The sequence below is a fragment of the Pseudomonas sp. AG1028 genome, assembly GCF_007993955.1.
GTDB lineage: Bacteria > Pseudomonadota > Gammaproteobacteria > Pseudomonadales > Pseudomonadaceae > Aquipseudomonas > Aquipseudomonas straminea.
The window spans coordinates 369,009-384,898 of record NZ_VIVP01000006.1 but is presented as its reverse complement, the minus strand read 5'-3'; the positions used below and the strand labels follow the sequence as shown (position 1 = coordinate 384,898).

Annotated in this window: 11 protein-coding genes; 2 read left to right on the top strand and 9 right to left on the bottom strand. The window is 60.7% G+C overall.

What is annotated here, in order from left to right:
* The 5 genes from FB481_RS12660 to FB481_RS12640 form a co-directional block, all read right to left on the bottom strand.
* The coding region (locus FB481_RS12660; protein ID WP_147176607.1) for a TRAP transporter large permease at nt 1–701 on the bottom strand (701 nt) is incomplete at its 3' end.
* Entirely contained in the window at nt 698–1,330 is a 633-nt protein-coding gene (locus FB481_RS12655) for a TRAP transporter small permease (protein ID WP_093507701.1), read from the bottom strand. The genes FB481_RS12660 and FB481_RS12655, both read right to left, overlap by 4 nt.
* Nucleotides 1,331–1,566: 236 nt before the next feature.
* Nucleotides 1,567–1,944: a VOC family protein gene (locus FB481_RS12650; RefSeq protein ID WP_147176606.1), complete on the bottom strand. Its 378-nt coding sequence runs from the start codon at nt 1,942–1,944 to the stop codon at nt 1,567–1,569.
* Nucleotides 1,945–1,957: 13 nt separating this feature from the next.
* Entirely contained in the window at nt 1,958–2,962 is a 1,005-nt protein-coding gene (locus FB481_RS12645) for a DctP family TRAP transporter solute-binding subunit (protein ID WP_147176605.1), read from the bottom strand.
* 89 nt (nt 2,963–3,051) lie between these two features.
* Nucleotides 3,052–3,981 (bottom strand): LysR family transcriptional regulator, encoded by a 930-nt coding sequence (locus FB481_RS12640; protein WP_147176604.1) that lies wholly within the window; start codon nt 3,979–3,981, stop codon nt 3,052–3,054.
* A 179-nt stretch (nt 3,982–4,160) separates the two neighbouring features.
* On the opposite strand from FB481_RS12640, the gene FB481_RS12635 reads away from it, so the two are divergent.
* Together FB481_RS12635 and FB481_RS12630 are read left to right on the top strand one after the other, a co-directional pair.
* Complete coding sequence (locus FB481_RS12635; protein WP_256662746.1) at nt 4,161–5,366, top strand: CaiB/BaiF CoA-transferase family protein; 1,206 nt, start codon at nt 4,161–4,163, stop codon at nt 5,364–5,366.
* A gap of 80 nt (nt 5,367–5,446) precedes the next feature.
* Nucleotides 5,447–6,382: a hydroxymethylglutaryl-CoA lyase gene (locus FB481_RS12630; protein ID WP_147176603.1), complete on the top strand. Its 936-nt coding sequence runs from the start codon at nt 5,447–5,449 to the stop codon at nt 6,380–6,382.
* Between the two features lie 46 nt (nt 6,383–6,428).
* Here the strand turns inward: FB481_RS12630 and cysC are convergent, their stop codons facing one another.
* The 4 genes from cysC to FB481_RS12610 all read right to left on the bottom strand — a co-directional run bounded on the left by cysC (nt 6,429) and on the right by FB481_RS12610 (nt 15,846).
* Complete coding sequence (cysC, locus tag FB481_RS12625; RefSeq protein ID WP_147176602.1) at nt 6,429–7,028, bottom strand: adenylyl-sulfate kinase; 600 nt, start codon at nt 7,026–7,028, stop codon at nt 6,429–6,431.
* Nucleotides 7,012–8,511: a TolC family protein gene (locus tag FB481_RS12620; RefSeq protein ID WP_178109880.1), complete on the bottom strand. Its 1,500-nt coding sequence runs from the start codon at nt 8,509–8,511 to the stop codon at nt 7,012–7,014. Before FB481_RS12620 ends, cysC begins: the two co-directional genes overlap by 17 nt.
* 87 nt (nt 8,512–8,598) lie before the next feature.
* On the bottom strand, nt 8,599–14,865 hold the full coding sequence (locus FB481_RS12615) for an Ig-like domain-containing protein (protein WP_147176624.1): 6,267 nt from the start codon (nt 14,863–14,865) through the stop codon (nt 8,599–8,601).
* Nucleotides 14,866–15,009: 144 nt separating this feature from the next.
* Complete coding sequence (locus tag FB481_RS12610; protein WP_147176600.1) at nt 15,010–15,846, bottom strand: sulfotransferase; 837 nt, start codon at nt 15,844–15,846, stop codon at nt 15,010–15,012.
* Nucleotides 15,847–15,890 lie beyond the last annotated feature (44 nt).

The following is a 15,890-nucleotide window of genomic DNA, read 5'->3' as shown; positions in this document are numbered from 1 at the left end:
ATGCCCGAGTAGATGCCGCCGAGGATGATCACGATCAGCGCCAGGCCCCAGCCGGCCTTGCGCCCAGCCGTGAGGATCTCGGCCATCGAGGCGCGTGGCAGCGACGGCATGTTCTTGACCCGGGCGATGATGTAGATGGTGACCATCAGGAACACGCCCAGCAGCAGGCCTGGCACCACACCGGCCATGAACAGCTTGCCCACCGAGGTTTCGGTCGCGGTGGCGTAGACCACCATGACGATCGACGGCGGAATCAGGATGCCCAGGGTACCGGCGTTACAGACGATGCCGGCGGCGAACTCCTTCTTGTAGCCCGAGCGCACCATGCCGGCGATGACGATGGAGCCGACCGCCGCTACCGTGGCCGGCGACGAGCCGCTCAGCGCGGCGAACAGCATGCACGCCAGGATCGCGGCGATGGCCAGGCCGCCCTTGATGTGGCCGACGCAGGCGTTGGCGAAATCGATCAACCGACGGGCCACGCCGCCGCTGGTCATGAATGCGCCGGACAAGAGGAAGAACGGGATGGCCAGCAGCGTGTAGTGCTCGCTGGTCTCGAACAGCTTGATCGCCAGCGAACGCACCGAGTCGTTGCTAAAGAACAGGATGGTCATGGCCCCGGACAAGCCCAGGGAAATCGCCACCGGAATGCCGATGAACATCAGCGCGAACAGGGCGATGAACAGAAATGCGATGGTCATCGTTTAGCCTCCGTTTCTTCGGCGAGTTTGATGGCGTCTTCCACTTCGCCGTGACCACCAAAACCAATCTGCTTGTCCTGGATCACCCGTACCAGCACCTGGGCGAAACGCAGGAACATCAGGGTGAAGCCAATGGGCACGATCATCACGATGTGCCACTGCTGCACGCCAAAGCGGTCCAGATCCTCGGCGCCGGTGCCGAGCGTGAACAGCAGCGCGACCCACTGCTCGCTGGAGTAGGCCATCAGCGCGCAGTAACCGAGGCAGATGAGCAGCGCGACGATGGCCACGGCCTTCTGCAGGGCCGGCTGGAACATGCGCACCAGCAGGTCGACGCCGATGTGCGCACCGATGCGCACGCCCCAGGCCAGGCCGACGAAGATCAGCCAGCCGAACATGGCCTTGGTCAGGGCCACGCTCCAGGTCATTTCCTGGGCGACGAAGAGGATGCCGTCGCCAATGGCGAACAGGGCATCGCTGCCAAACGGCAGCACATCGCCCAGGGCGTAGAAAACACCGTAAAGGTTGTTGAATACCACGTACGAGAAAGTGACCAGGGTCATCGCCCCGAGCAGGAACGCCACAGCGGCTTCCTCGAGGTGATTCCATAGGCGCTGCAATGCATTCATCAGCGGTCTCCCAGGGAGGGTTGTTGTAATTGTTTTGGCCAGCCGACTCTAACCTCCGGCCTGGCGAGGCGAATATTCACGATTGGTAAACGCGGCCTTCGGCGTGGGCGAATAGCCTACCGAGGTAAAGAGCCATGCGATGAAAACCAGCGGTTAGAGGTGGTGCTAGCGAGCACTCCCACAATGGATAACTGAGCATCCGCTCTTGCCATGCCGCTGCCCGACAAGCCCCGTTATCAAACCAATTCGGAAATCTCGATCAGGTTCAGATCAGGATCGCGCAGGTACACCGAACGAATCGGCCCCGTGGCACCAGTGCGCCTCACTGGCCCCTCGATGATTGGCCAGCCAACCTGCTGTAGATGCGCGATCACCTGATCCAGCGGCTGGCTGGCGATAAAGCACAGATCCAGCGCCCCCGGCACCGGCAAGTGAGCCTTGGGCTCGAACTCCTGGCTACGCACGTGCAGGTTGATCTTCTGATTACCGAAGCAGAACGCCTTACGGCCTTTGCCGAAAGTCTCCAGGCGCATCCCCAGCACCTCGACATAGAAATGCGTGGTCGCGTCGGCGTCGGTAGCGGTCAGTACCAGATGATCCAGATGGTCGAGCATGGCGGCCTCCGTTCTAGTTGATGGCAGCATTGGCGGCCTGGGCCGCTTCGATCAGGTCGCTGCCGATCTTGTCTTCGTATTGCTTCCAGACCGGTTGCATCACCTCGCGCCATTGCTTGCGCTCTTCGTCCGTCAGCACGATCAGCTCGTGCTTGCCGCCGGCGAGGATCTGCTCCTTGTCCTTTTCGTTGAGCGCCAGGGCCTGGCGGTTAACCTCGGCGGTGACCTCGTCGATGATGGTCTTGAGTTCGCCGCGTACACCGTCGGGCAGGCCGTTCCAGAACTTGGCGTTGGTGATCAGCATGTAATTGCCGACCGCGTGGTTGGACTCGATCATGTACTGCTGCACCTCGAAGTGGCGCTGGCTGTAGATGTTCGACCAGGGATTGTCGGAGGCATTGATCACCCCGGTCTGCAGGCCCTGGTAGATCTCGGCGAAGGCCATCTTGCGTGGCACCGCGCGCAGTGCGCTGATCTGCGCGGCCTGCAGGTCGGAAGGTTGCACGCGGAACTTCAGGCCACGCGCATCACTCGGCAGGTGCAAGGGCTTGTTGGCGGTGAACTGGCGCATACCGTTGAGCCAGTAGGCCAGGCCGAGAATGCCGTTGTTCTCCAGGCTGTGCAGCAGCTCCTGGCCCTTTGGCGATTGCTCGAAACGCTGGGAAGCAGCGGCATTGTCGAACAGGAACATCAGGTCGAAGATCTGCACCCGCGGCTGGTACTTCTCCAGCTTCACCGGGGCCGGCGCCAGCAGTTGCACGTCGCCGAGCAGCAGCGCCTCCATCTCCTTGCCGTCACCGAACAGCGAAGAATTGGGGTAGACCTCCACCCGCGCCTTGCCGGTCAGGCGCTCCTTGACCAGCTTCTGCAGCATGCGCGCGCCCTGCCCCTTGGGCGTCTGGTCGGAGGCGACATGGGCGAACTTGATGACAATTTCCTCGGCCTGAACGGCGGCGCCGAAGGCCATGGCGGTGGAAAGCAGCACGCAGGACAGGCTGCGGCAGAACAAGCGGGACATGAGGCGATCTCCTGTTGTTATTGGTACGGGGGGCAGTGCCCACCGGATGCCTTTGTTCGCCACGAACTCTACTTGAGCCCCAAGGCCGACTAAATTCTTGATTGGCCAAGCCTGCCTTCGCCATTGCCGAAGGCAGAACCATTGGCCAGGTGATCGACCATCTGCCGGGCGATCAGCGACAGGCTGTCGTACTGGCGCACGCAGATGTTCAGCTCGCGCACCGCCCAGGCATCCTCGATTGCCACGGCGCGCACCGCCATGCTCGGCAGATAGGTACGCACCGCCTGCTCGGGCAGCACACCGATGCCCAGCCCGGTATGGATCATCCGGCAGATGGCCTCGAAGCTGCGCACCTGGATGCGCACCCGCAGATGCACGCCCGCCTGCTGCGCGGCCTCGCTGAGCAGGCTATGCAGCGAGGCTTCCTTCTGCAGGCCGATGAAGTCGTAGCCGACGGTTTCCGACAGCGTGACTCGCTCGCGGGCCGCCAGCGGATGCTCACTCGGCACCACCAGCACCAGGCGGTCATGACGGTAGGGAAACACCTGCACGCCAGCGGCCTGTACGTGGCCGGCGAAGATGCCGATATCGGTCAGCCCTTCGCGCACCGCGTGGATGATCTCGCTGCTGACGCGCTCTTCCAGGTCGATGCGAATCTGCGGGTGCTCGGCGCTGAAGGCTGCCAGGCCCTCGGGCAGAAAGGCGATCACCGCCGAGGTGTTGGCGTGGATGCGCACGTGGCCATTGATGCCCTCGCTGAACTCGCTGAGGTCGGCCTGCATGTGCTGGATGTTGTCCAGCAGGTTGCGCGCATGGTGCAGCAGCGCATCGCCGGCCGGCGTCAGCGCCACGCCCTTGGGCTGGCGATACAGCAAGGGGGTGCGCAGATGCGCTTCCAGGTCGCTGATGCGCTTGCTCACTGCCGCCAGCGCAAGGTGCTCACGCTCGGCGGCGCGGGTCAGGCTGCGCTCATCGGCGATGGCGACGAATAACTTGAGGGTGGTGAAATCCACGCGCATGGCGGGCTCCGCTTCGTGGCTGGCGAAAGAGGCTGGCCCGCGCCAAGGGCTGCGAACCGATGGTGGCACCATATGCCTTCGCGTTGCACGAAGCCAGACTTGACGATTGACTGATTGCGGCGAGCCGCGTGGTGGGCGATGCTCGGCGCCATCGAACCCAAGTCATCGGGAAGCCGCACATGCCTGCCAACACAACCGTTGCACCCATGGCCCTGGCCGGCCTCAAGGTCATCGAAATGGGCCAGCTCATCGCCGGCCCGTTCGCCAGCAAGCTGCTCGGCGAATTCGGCGCCGACGTGATCAAGATCGAGCCGCCTGGCGTCGGCGACCCACTGCGCAAGTGGCGCAAGATCAAGGACGGCACCTCGTTGTGGTGGCATGTGCAGTCGCGCAACAAGCGCTCGCTGACCCTCGACCTGAAGCAGGCCGAAGCCCAGGACATCGTCCGCCAGCTGGTGGCCGAGGCCGACATTCTGGTGGAGAATTTTCGCCCCGGCACGCTGGAAGGCTGGGGCCTGGGTTATGACGCGTTGAAGGCGATCAACCCGCGACTGATCATGCTGCGCATCTCCGGCTACGGACAAACCGGGCCCTACCGCGACCTGCCCGGTTTCGGGGTGATCGGCGAAGCCATGGGCGGCCTGCGCCATCTCTCCGGCTATGCCGGGCAAGCGCCGGTGCGCGTCGGGGTGAGCATCGGCGATTCGCTGTCCTCGCTGTATGGCGTGATCGGCGTGTTGCTGGCCCTGCAGGAGCGGGGCCGCAGCGGCGAAGGCCAGGAAATCGACGTGGCGCTGTACGAGTCGGTGTTCGCCATGATGGAAAGCCTGGTGCCCGAATACGACGCCTTCGGCTATATCCGTGAGCCAGCCGGCAGCGCCCTGCCCGGCATCACGCCGTCCAACTCCTACCCGTGCAACGATGGCAGCTACGTGCTGATCGCCGGCAATGGCGACAGTATCTACAAACGCCTGATGACCCTGATCGGCCGTGACGATCTGGGCAGCGACCCGCGCCTGGCGCAGAACGACGGGCGCAGCCAGCATGCCGAGCTGATCGACACCGCCATTGGCGAATGGACGGCCGGGCGTGGCCGCGAAGAGGTGATCGAAGCGCTCAAGGGCGCCCGCGTGCCGGCCGGCTACCCCTACACCGCCGCCGATATCGTGCAGGACCCCCACTACCTGGCACGCCAGATGATCGAGACGGTGCAGACGCCCGTCGGCCCGCTCAAGGTGCCAGGCGTACTACCCAAACTCAGCCGCACGCCGGGGCGCATTGGCGTTGGCGGCCCGCAGCTCGGCGAGCACAACGACGACATCCTCGCCGGGCTTGGCCTGAGCGAAGAACAGGTAAAGGGGCTGCGCGAGCGCGGCATCATCTAACAGCAGCTGCACGCTTCAAGCGGCAAGCAAGCTACTTGCAGCTTGAAGCTTGTGGCTTGCAGCGTCCCCGAGGACCTCCCATGACCAAACGCCTCTACATCCAGGACGTCGCCACCCGCGACGGCTTCCAGATCGAAGCGGCCTTCGTGCCGACCGACGCCAAGATCGCCCTGATCGACAAGCTGTCGCAAACCGGCCTGGCGAAGATCGAAGTCACCTCCTTCACCTCGCCCAAGGCCATCCCCAATCTGCGCGATGCCGAAGAAGTGATGCGCGGCATCCAGCGCATCGACGGCGTGGAATACACCGTGCTGGTGCCCAACGTTCGTGGCTGCGAGCGGGCGCTGTCTTGCGACGTGGACGAGATCAACCTGGTGATGTCGGCCAGCGACACCCATGGCCTGGCCAACCTGCGCATGACGCCGGAGCAGTCGCTCGCCCAGTTTCGCGAAATCATCGAGGTCACCCGCGGCAGCGGCGTGTTCATCAATGCGTCGCTGTCGACCACCTTCGGCTGCCCGTTCGAAGGCGAAGTGCCCGAGGCGCGCGTGCATGAGCTGACCGAGCGCCTGCTGAAAATCGGCGTGCAGGGCGTGACCCTGTGCGACACCACCGGCATGGCCGACCCGGCCCAGGTCGAACGCCTCTGCCGCAAGGCGCTGCAGCGCTGGCCCGAAGCGGTATTTACCGCGCATTTCCACAACACCCGCGGCATGGGCCTGGCCAATGCCCTGGCAGCCCTGAACGCCGGCATCGACCGCTTCGACGCCTCCCTCGGCGGCCTCGGCGGCTGCCCCTATGCGCCCGGCGCCAGCGGCAATATCTGCACCGAGGATCTGGTGCACATGTTCCAGCGCATGGGCCTGGAGACCGGCGTGAATCTGGATACGCTGCTGGCCGCGGCAGCCACCCTGCCCGAGCTGATCGGCCACGACGTGCCCGGTGCCATCCTCAAGGCCGGCAAGTCGGATCGACGCTATCCGAAACCGAAGTGGATGAGCGCGACCGAATCTTAACGGCTGCCGCCAGCTTCGCGCCCTAACTGGGAGGATAAACCCGTGATCAAACGATTATTTCGCAAGTGCGAAACCAGGTGAGCAATTGCACAGTGCAGTCGTTGACCGAGGCTCGGCCCGTATCAACGACTAATGCTGGATCGCGAGGTACTTCATAAGCCGCTGATACTCCGGTGAAACCAGGCAGTTGGCCGCAACGAGCACGAGCATAATGCCCCTTCGGATCACGCTGTTCGCAAATGTCCAGTGGTGCACTGCACCAGACCTCGTGATAGTCGCGTCCCAAACGCTGCGCGAACAGCGCTCTCTGATCGGCAAGGGGTGCAATCAGAGCCATGATCACTATCTGACCGCTGTCAATCAGCAACGCGGCAAGCTCGCTGGTGCGGCGAACATTCTCCCTTCGCTCGGTTTCGCTAAAACCAAGGTCCGCGTTCAAAGTGCTGCGCAGAGCATCACCGTCAAGAACGGTGCTCTGCATACCAAGCTTGAATAGCTCGGCATGCAGAGCCTGGGCCAGTGTCGACTTACCTGCTGCTGGCAACCCGGTCAGCAAAATAGCAGTTGCACGGTGACCATTAGCGGCTTCGCGCTGACCACGACTAACGCTGATCTGAGGCGCTTGAAGATTATTGAGCGTCAACACCGCTTACCACTGCGCGCCCGATATTACCCTGCTCCCACTGCAGTTCCCGGGCCTTCAGCTCCCCGGCAATGGCTCCGACCTGAGTCGATGATACTTCGGATGGCAATGGATCCAGGCCGGCACTGGCGAATACCTGCCCATAGGCATTACGTAAATCGGCATACGCCAAATCCCGGCGCAGGCTGGCTTGCAGATTATTGAGTTCGCCTTGAATCAGTTCCAACTCACCGATGCCGGCGGAGCTGAAACGATTACGCAATTGGCCCACGATTTCGCCATCGATATCCGACAACTGCTGGCTGGTCTTGAACTGACGCAGCGACTCGCGATAGTTGGCATTGGCAACATAAAGCTGCGCCAGCACAGCGATGGACATGGCCTGACGACGTGCGGCCGCTACCTCCTCGCCGGCCTTCGCCACATTGATCGAGGCTGGTGCAGAAATCACGTTGAACAGGTTCCAGGTGACCTTTACGCCCATGTCGGCCCATTTGTCGTTGACCAAAAAGGAGTTGCTGTCGTAATGACCGCCAGCAGAGAACTCCAGTCCCGGTAGCAAACGCAGCATTGCCTTGCGAGTTTCGGCAGAACTGATGCGGGTCAGATAATCCTGCTCGCGCAATTCAGGGCGAGTGGCCAGCGCTTCTTGTTCCAGCGTGGCCATGTCGACCCTCAACTCCGGGATCGAGTAATCGTCCGAAGTCGCCAGGGTCAGCTCACTGCCCAAAGGCAGGTTGATGAGGGTTGCCAGCTCGGTTTTCGCCAGCGATAACGCTTTGCGCTGTTCCTCAAGTTGGCGTGTAGCCTGAATCAATGAGCGCTGATAACCCAGTGCCTGAATCGGGTCGCCAACGCGCTGCGCGCTCATTGCCTGGCTGTTGCCCTGAGCCTGTTCGACGCGAGCCATCAAGCTGTCGATCTGGCTGAGCAAACGTTCGGCAGCCACTGCACGCCAATAGGCTGAGCGTACGTCCTGAACGATGGTGTTTACTACCTTTCTACGGCGCTCTTCAACGATCAGGCGCTGGTCGCCCTGTTGCTTGGCGCTGATATAACTGACGCCGAAATCGAGCACGTTCCAGACCATGGTGAGGTCGGCCACACGGCGACTACGATCCTGGGAAGTCGAAGGTTCCAGAGACTGGGTACCGGTCTCGACACTTTCACTGCTGGAAGCACTGACATTGCTTCGCCCGGCGTAGCCTGCAGACAAGGCCATTCGCGGCAGCATATCGAAACTGGCAAGGTCAAGTTGCCGCTTGGCAAGGGCCTCTTCCATGATTTTAAGACGCGCTTCGAGATTGTATTTGACCGCGCGCGCCATCGCTTCATGCAAAGTCAATGGCCCATTGAGAGGCTCTTGATCCTTGTACATCTGCTGCAAATCGCTTTGCGCCCGCTGCTCACTGAGGCCACGGTCAATGGGGTCACTGGTGACGGCACAACCACTCACCACCAGCGCCAGCAGGCTTACGCTGAACAGCTTTTGACTCTTTTTCATCCTTGTGACCGCCCTGGCTACTCATCTTATTTAAGCGCCAGCTTTACCAGCGCAGGATCCAAACTCTATTCAAGCCTGCACAGCACTAATACCGGCTGTCCCCAAAGCCCATGCTAGTTCATGCAGTTGTTTCTGCTCGCCTTCATTGAGCAATTGAAGTTGCTGCTCCAGAGTCAGCGCACCAAAGCTGCCGCGAATGCCTTGTGACGAATCGCCCAAACTACGACTGCTGCCACCGTCGAACGTACCTTGCGTCGAGGCGTCCGTAGAGGACTCGCGAGTGAAGAGCGTCGCCAATGTGCTATTGCCGAACACACCGCCTTCCCCATGACCCAAGCCCAGGAAACCGCCGCTGGACGCTGCATTACTGCCAAGGGCATCAGAGGCGAAGACCTGCGCGATGAAGCTCGGAGCCAGCGCGCCGTTGCTGATGAAGATATTGCCTACCGGTGGCAGGCTGCCGCCCGTTGTGCGTTGCTCGAACAGCGGCGCGAAACTCAGTGGCGAACCCAGGTTTCCGGTCGGCGGGCCAAACAGCGAAGGCTGCAATGGCAGGTTCGGCTGACTGGTCAGCGGCACAGAATCGGTAATACGGAACTGTGGATCGCCACCTTGGGAAAGGGTTGTGATCGAGTAGTTGCCAGAATTGGTGATACCCATGCCGGCATTGCCTGCCAGGTCCGTCACACCGCTGCTGTCCAGGGTGATGAAGTTGCTGGGATCTACTGTATTCGCTGCTGGGGTCAGGGTGGCAGTCCAGGTCTGACCGCCATCGCTGCTGGCCAGGTTGGACAGGGTACCGTTGGCTACGCTGAGGTCCGAAAGATCGAAGTTGGTGACACGCTCGCTGAAGGTGAAGGTCACCTGAGTGGTCTGACCCGTGGTCAGGTTCGGGTTGGCAATTACGATACTCGCAAGACTCGGAGCCTGACCGTCAATGACATAGTTGGCCGAGTTGATGACACCGGAGCCGGCATTGCCCGCCAGATCCGTGACATTACTGGTGTCCATGACGATGAAGTTGCTCGCATCACTGATATTCGCCGTTGGCGTAAGGGTTGCAGTCCAAGTAATGCCACCGTCGCTGCTGACCAGGTTCGACAGCGTACCGTTGGCTACGCTGAGGTCAGACAGGTCGAAGTTGGTGACCGCTTCACTGAAGGTGATGGTCACTGGCGAGGTCTGACCGATGCCCAGCGTGCTGTTAGCAACCACGATGCTCGCGGTAGGACGCGCTGTATCGATGGCGTAGTTGTTGGAGACGGTCGTGCCACTGCCGATGTTGCCGGAGGCATTGGCAATGCCGGTGTTATCCAGCGTGATCAGGTTGGTGGCGTCGCTCACGTTTGCGGTCGGCGTCAGGGTTGCGGTCCAGGTGATACCGCCATCGCTGCTGCTGACTGCACTCAAGGTGCCGTTGGCTACGGTCAGGTCGGCGTTGGTGAAGCCGGTCACCGCTTCGCTGAAGGTAATGGTCACCAGCGAGTTTTCACCGACTCGCAGCGCGTTGTCAGCCACCACGATGGCTGCAGTCGGACGCACCGTGTCGATGGTGTAGTTGTTGGAGTTGGTCGTACCGGTGCCCGTATTGCCAGCCAGATCTGTCACACCGGTGTTGTCCAGCGTGATCAGGTTGGTGGTATCGGCAATGTTGTTGGCCGGCATGAAAGTCGCTGTCCAGGTGATACCGCCGTCGCTGCTGCTGACAGTGCTCAAAGAACCATTGGCCACGCTCAAGTCACTATTGGTGAAACCACTCACCGCTTCACTGAAGGTGATAGTCACCAGTGAAGTTTCGCCAGCGGTCAGGGTACTGTCCGACACAACGATACTCGCAGTCGGGCGTGCAGAGTCGATGGCATAGTTGCCCGATGTCGTAACGCCAGTGCCCGCGTTACCTGCCTGGTCGGTCACACCCGCATTGTTCAGGGCGATGGCATTAGTGGCGCTGGTGATGTTGGCAGTCGGTGTCAGAGTAGCGGTCCAGGAGATACCGCCATCGTTACTGCTGACGGCGCTCAGGGTGCCGCTGGCAACGGTCAGGTCGGCATTTGTGAAACCGGTCACCGCCTCGCTGAAGGTAATAGTCACCAGCGAGGTTTCACCGATGGCCAGAGCGTTGTCGGCCACTACTATGGTCGCGGTCGGACGTTCTGTATCGATGGCGTAGTTGTTGGAGACGGTCGTACCGCTGCCCGAGTTGCCTGAGCCGTTGAAGAACCCGGTGTTATCCAGCGTGATCACGTTGCTGGCGTCGGTCAGGTCAGTGTTCGGCGTCAGGGTTGCCGTCCAGGTAATACCGCCATCGCTGCTGCTGACCGCGCTCAAGGTGCCATTGGCAACCGTCAGATCGGCATTGGTGAAGCCTGTTACCGCCTCACTGAACGTAATGGTGACCAGCGAAGTTTCACCGATTCTCAACGCAGTGTCCGATACCACAACGGTGGCAGTCGGTTGCCGGGTATCGATGGTGAAGTTTGGCGAGTTGGTCGAACCGCTCCCGGAGTTGCCAGCCAGATCCGCTACGCCAGAATTATCGAGCGTGATCAGGTTGGTGGTGTCGAAGACGTTGATATCGGGCGTATAGGTCGCCGTCCAGGTAATACCGCCATCACTGCTGCTGACTGTGCTCAAGGTGCCATTGGGGACCGTCAGGTCGGCATTGGTGAACCCGGTTACGGCCTCGCTGAACGTGATGGTGACCAATGAGGTTTCACCGACCGAAAGCACAGCATCTGCCATGGTAATGGCCGCAGTCGGGCGCAAAGTGTCGATCGCGTAGTTATTGGAGTCGGTGGTACCCGTGCCCGCGTTGCCTGCAGCATCGGACACACCGGTATTGGCAAGCGTGAGGACGTTAGTGCTATCGGTGATATTCGCCGCAGGCGTGAATAGCGCTGTCCAGGTCACACCGCCATCGCTGCTGCTGAGCGCATTGAGTGTACCGTTGCTCACGGTAATGTCCGCGAGGGTGAAACCGGTCACGGCTTCGCTGAAGGTAATGGTTACCAGCGAGGTTTCACCGATGGTCAGGGCGTTGTCGGCTACGACTATGGTCGCGGTCGGACGCTCGGTATCGATGGCGTAGTTGTTGGAAACAGTCGTGCCGCTGCCCGAGTTGCCTGAGCCGTTGAAGAACCCGGTGTTATCCAGCGTGATCAGGTTAGTGGCGTCAGTCAGGTTGGCCGTCGGGGTCAGGGTTGCGGTCCAGGTCACACCGCCATCGCTGCTGCTGACTGCGCTCAGGGTGCCATTGGCAACGTTGAGGTCGGCATTGGTGAAACCGGTGACCGCCTCGCTGAACGTGATGGTCACCAGCGAGGTTTCACCGATTCTCAATGCAGTGTCCGACACCACAATGGTAGCTGTCGGCTGGAGGGTATCGATGGTGAAGTTGAGTGAGTTGGTTATACCGGCCCCGGCGTTACCGGCCAGATCTGTCACCATGCTGTTATTCAGCGTGATTATGTTGGTGCTGTCGGAGACGTTGATATTGGGCGTATAGGTCGCCGTCCAGGTAACACCGCCGTCGCTGCTGCTGACAGCACTCAACGTGCCATTGGGGACCGTCAGGTCGGCATTGCTGAATCCGGTCACGGCCTCAGAGAACGTGATGGTGACCACTGAGGTTTCACCGACTGAGAGAGCAGTGTCCGACATGACAATAGAAGATGTCGGCCGCAAGGTGTCGATCGCATAGTTATTGGAGTTGGAGGTACCAGCCCCGAGATTGCCTGACGCATCGGTTACACCTGTGTTGTCCACACTGATGACGTTGGTGGCATCAGTAATGTTGGTAGTCGGCGTAAACGTGGCCGTCCAGACGATATTGTTGCTGGTGGTCGGAGTACTCAAGGTACCGTTCTGCACGGTAATGTCGGCAATGCCGAAACCGCTCACCGCTTCGTTGAACGTAAAGGTGACCTGCGCAGTTTCACCGATACTCAAGGACGTATCGGAGACCACGACAGTGGAAACCGGTCGGACAGTATCAATTGAATAGTTGTTCGATGAGGTCGTGCCACTACCCGAGTTGCCCGACAGATCCTGCACGCCGGTCATGCTGAGGTTTATCGCGTTGGTCGCACTGTTCGTACCGGAGTTCGGCGTCAGCGTCGCGGTCCAGGTCACACCACCGTCACTGCTGCTTACTGCGGTCAGGGTACCGTTGGCAACCGACAGATCAGCGTTGCTGAACCCGGTTACCGCTTCGCTGAACGTGATGGTGACCAGCGAGGTTTCGCCAAAGATCAGCGAATTGTCAGACACCACGATAGACGCTGTCGGAGCGACGGTATCACTGACCACATAGTTGTTGGACGTCCCGGTGCCCGTACCTATATTGCCCGCAGAGTCCTGGACGGTAGAACCGGCCAGGGTAATGGCGTTGCTCGCGTCCCCGACATTGCTGGCCGCCGTCAGCGTGGCAGTCCAGGTGATGTTGTTGGTGGTCGTGAGGTTAGTCAGCGTGCCGTTTGGAACGACAATCTCGGAAATATCCAGGCCGAACACCGGCTCACTGAAGGTGAACGTCACAGCAGATGTGCCACCCGAACCCATGGACGGGTTGGCAATCACGATGCTGGAGATGGTGGGTGCAGTAACGTCGGCGTTATAGGTGACGTTCAGCGTGCCACTGTCGTTGAAGATATTGTTGACGGCCGTTGGCGAAGTGCCGTTCGAGCCACCGCTGGTTGCCTGGCCGCCCGCACCGCTGGCGCCTATGTTACCCGTCATCGCCGCATTGTTGGCCGCGGTGATGTTGAGCGTGCCTCTGTTCCAGATGGCACCGACACCCCGGCCTCCGTTGCCGCCGATGGTGCCACCCCCGCCACCACCACCGCCTGCGGCGATGTTGCTGCTGATGGCCGAAGTACCGATGATCGTCAGGGTGCCGCTGGCGGCGTTGTAGATACCACCTGCCGCCGATCCGCCTCTACCGCCGTTTGCGTCAAAACCCGAGCCGCCGCCACCACCGCCGATGGTCCGCCCGCCGGAAGATGCCGTGCCACCGGCACCACCATTGGTGTAGCCATAAGGCGCGCCCAAGCCGCCAGCACCGCCACCACTTGCGTTACCACCACGCCCACCGAAATAGATGGTGCTGAAGGCCGCGCCATTACCGCCCGTATTGGCCGAAGGGGATGACGGACTATAGGAGCCGGCACCACCACCCGCAGCACCATTCTGGCCACCGATACCACCGCCACCACCACCACCGCCACCGACGTTCGGCGACAGCACACCACCGCCACCACCACCGCCTGCTGCCGTGTTTCCAGTGACGCTGACGTTACGCAGCGTGAGGTTACCGGCGTTGTTGATACCTGCGCCCAGCGCATCGTTTGCCGAGATAGTTGCGCCACTACTGGCACCTGCGGTGCTGGCCAGGCCTCGCGTGATGATCAGGCCGTCAAAGGTGGCCGTCGTGCCGGAAGTGACCCGGATCACGCTCGTTTTGTTCTGACCGTCCAGCGTGACGTCAGCCACGCCGTCGTTGTTCAGGTCGCCATCGAGGGTGATGTTCCGGTTGACCACCAGTTGGGAGTCGAGCGCGATTGTCATACTGCTGGAGAACGTCACGATATCGCCGTTCTGAGCAGCGGCAAGGGCTGCACGCAAGGTGCCTGCGCCGGTGTTGCTGTTGGAGGTGACGGTGAAAGTCGCTAGGCCCCACTCGTAAGAATTCATCGCCTGCTGGGACAGGGCACTGACACTTTCGATGCTGCCGGTCGCGATCTCCAGCGTCCAGTCACCGCCTACGCCTGTGCGGTTGGTCGATGCAGCGATGTCGCGCCCGGTGAGGCTTGCCAGTGAGTCGACGAAACTCAGGCCCAACTCGCCCTCGGCGGTATTACAGGCATAGATCAGGATATCGCCGCCTGCGACCATGTCATTGCCGATTTCGGCCAGCAAGGCGCTGCGCTGAGCGATGTTGTCAGCGGAAAGATAGCTGTTGCCCAACCACAGATCGCCCGAGTTACCGTGAGCGATGATCTGCACCGAACTCACACCCTGGTGGGAGTCCAGATAGTCGGCGATCTGTTGCAGGCCGTCCTTGGTGGCATCGAGCATGACCACCTGAGCCCCGGGCGCAACACCCGCGAGCAGGCTGTCGGCATCCTTGACCCGGGAATCGACGAAGACCACGGTATTGCCTGCCGCGGCAGCTGGCGTAGTGGTGATATCAGCCGTAGCAGCCGATTGCGCATGGCTGTCGCTGCTGCTGTCTTTGGCGCCAGCCTGATCGGTGGGTTTGGCAGCCTCGCTCGTCGCCTGGCTGTCGGACTGCGCAGCATCAGCAACCGTAGCGGCCACAGCGCCATCGAACAGCATCCGCGGTTCGAGGAACATTATCATCGGGGAAGCGGAAGATTTCACACCCGAAGGTGCCCGCTGTACAGTCGGCGACTTTTTCTTGCTCCACCACATGCTGCTCACCCGAGATCGAACGTTGTACACGGATAGGGGGGACTGCGATCAGCTGACCGCAGCGTCTGACTTCATACGAATGACGTTGGCGGCACTCGCCGAACCGTCGTTCCAGAACGACAACTTTGAGTACTGCTCGAACAGATCAGGCGGCAGGATCGTATGCCTGCTCTCGAAGGCAACCCTGGGTTTTACCTTGTGCAGACCGGAGACACCCAAAGCATCGTCGAACTGCGGCGCGTCATAGGACAGGTTGTTGAAATCGTGTGCAAACCAAGGCTCGCCAATGAATTCATACACCAGACGCATGACCCGCTCCGGTGCCTGGGAAAGCAGGTCGTAATCGATCAGCAGCAGCGAATCGGCATGCTCGCCGTAATAGGCCTCTTTCAGCGATGCCCAGGCAAAGCCCACTAGGCGATTGCGTTGCGCAAGGGTCTCGACCCGGCTGTAGACGGTGTTGCGCTCGGCATCATCGACAAACAGCTTGGTGTTCTCGAAGGGGTTATTGCGATACACACGCTCGATGCTGTCCATGATCCACGCCACATTGCGCACGCAGGCAATCACCTTGGATTCGGGGAACAGATCCATCAAAGCAGGTAGGCGCGAAGACCAGCCGCGGCTCGTATCGAAGACGATGGATTTGTCGGTCTTGTCGGCGTAATAGCTATCGAAGATCCCGCGCAGCAGGCGGCGGCGAGCATCGGTATCGATGACGGAGGCGAATTCGCTACCAGCACTACACTGGCCCAGCACACTGGAAAACAGCGATGCAACAGGGCTACTCATACCGGCATGAAAACGTGGGTTCTGCAAAAGAATAGCCGACAGCAGAGTGGAACCCGAGCGTGGCAGACCCGATATGAAATGGAAATCGTGCATCCTTTTTCCCCTGTCTGTTCCTGTCCCTGTGGAAACCGACTTCA

Bases quoted from the DNA above. Each gene is read 5' to 3' on its own strand.
- FB481_RS12630 (WP_147176603.1), top strand. From the start codon at position 5,447: ATGACCAAACGCCTCTACATCCAGGACGTCGCCACCCGCGACGGCTTC.
- FB481_RS12640 (WP_147176604.1), bottom strand. From the start codon at position 3,981: ATGCGCGTGGATTTCACCACCCTCAAGTTATTCGTCGCCATCGCCGAT.
- FB481_RS12650 (WP_147176606.1), bottom strand. From the start codon at position 1,944: ATGCTCGACCATCTGGATCATCTGGTACTGACCGCTACCGACGCCGAC.
- FB481_RS12635 (WP_256662746.1), top strand. From the start codon at position 4,161: ATGCCTGCCAACACAACCGTTGCACCCATGGCCCTGGCCGGCCTCAAG.
- FB481_RS12610 (WP_147176600.1), bottom strand. From the start codon at position 15,846: ATGCACGATTTCCATTTCATATCGGGTCTGCCACGCTCGGGTTCCACT.
- FB481_RS12645 (WP_147176605.1), bottom strand. From the start codon at position 2,962: ATGTCCCGCTTGTTCTGCCGCAGCCTGTCCTGCGTGCTGCTTTCCACC.
- FB481_RS12655 (WP_093507701.1), bottom strand. From the start codon at position 1,330: ATGAATGCATTGCAGCGCCTATGGAATCACCTCGAGGAAGCCGCTGTG.
- FB481_RS12615 (WP_147176624.1), bottom strand. From the start codon at position 14,865: ATGCTGTTCGATGGCGCTGTGGCCGCTACGGTTGCTGATGCTGCGCAG.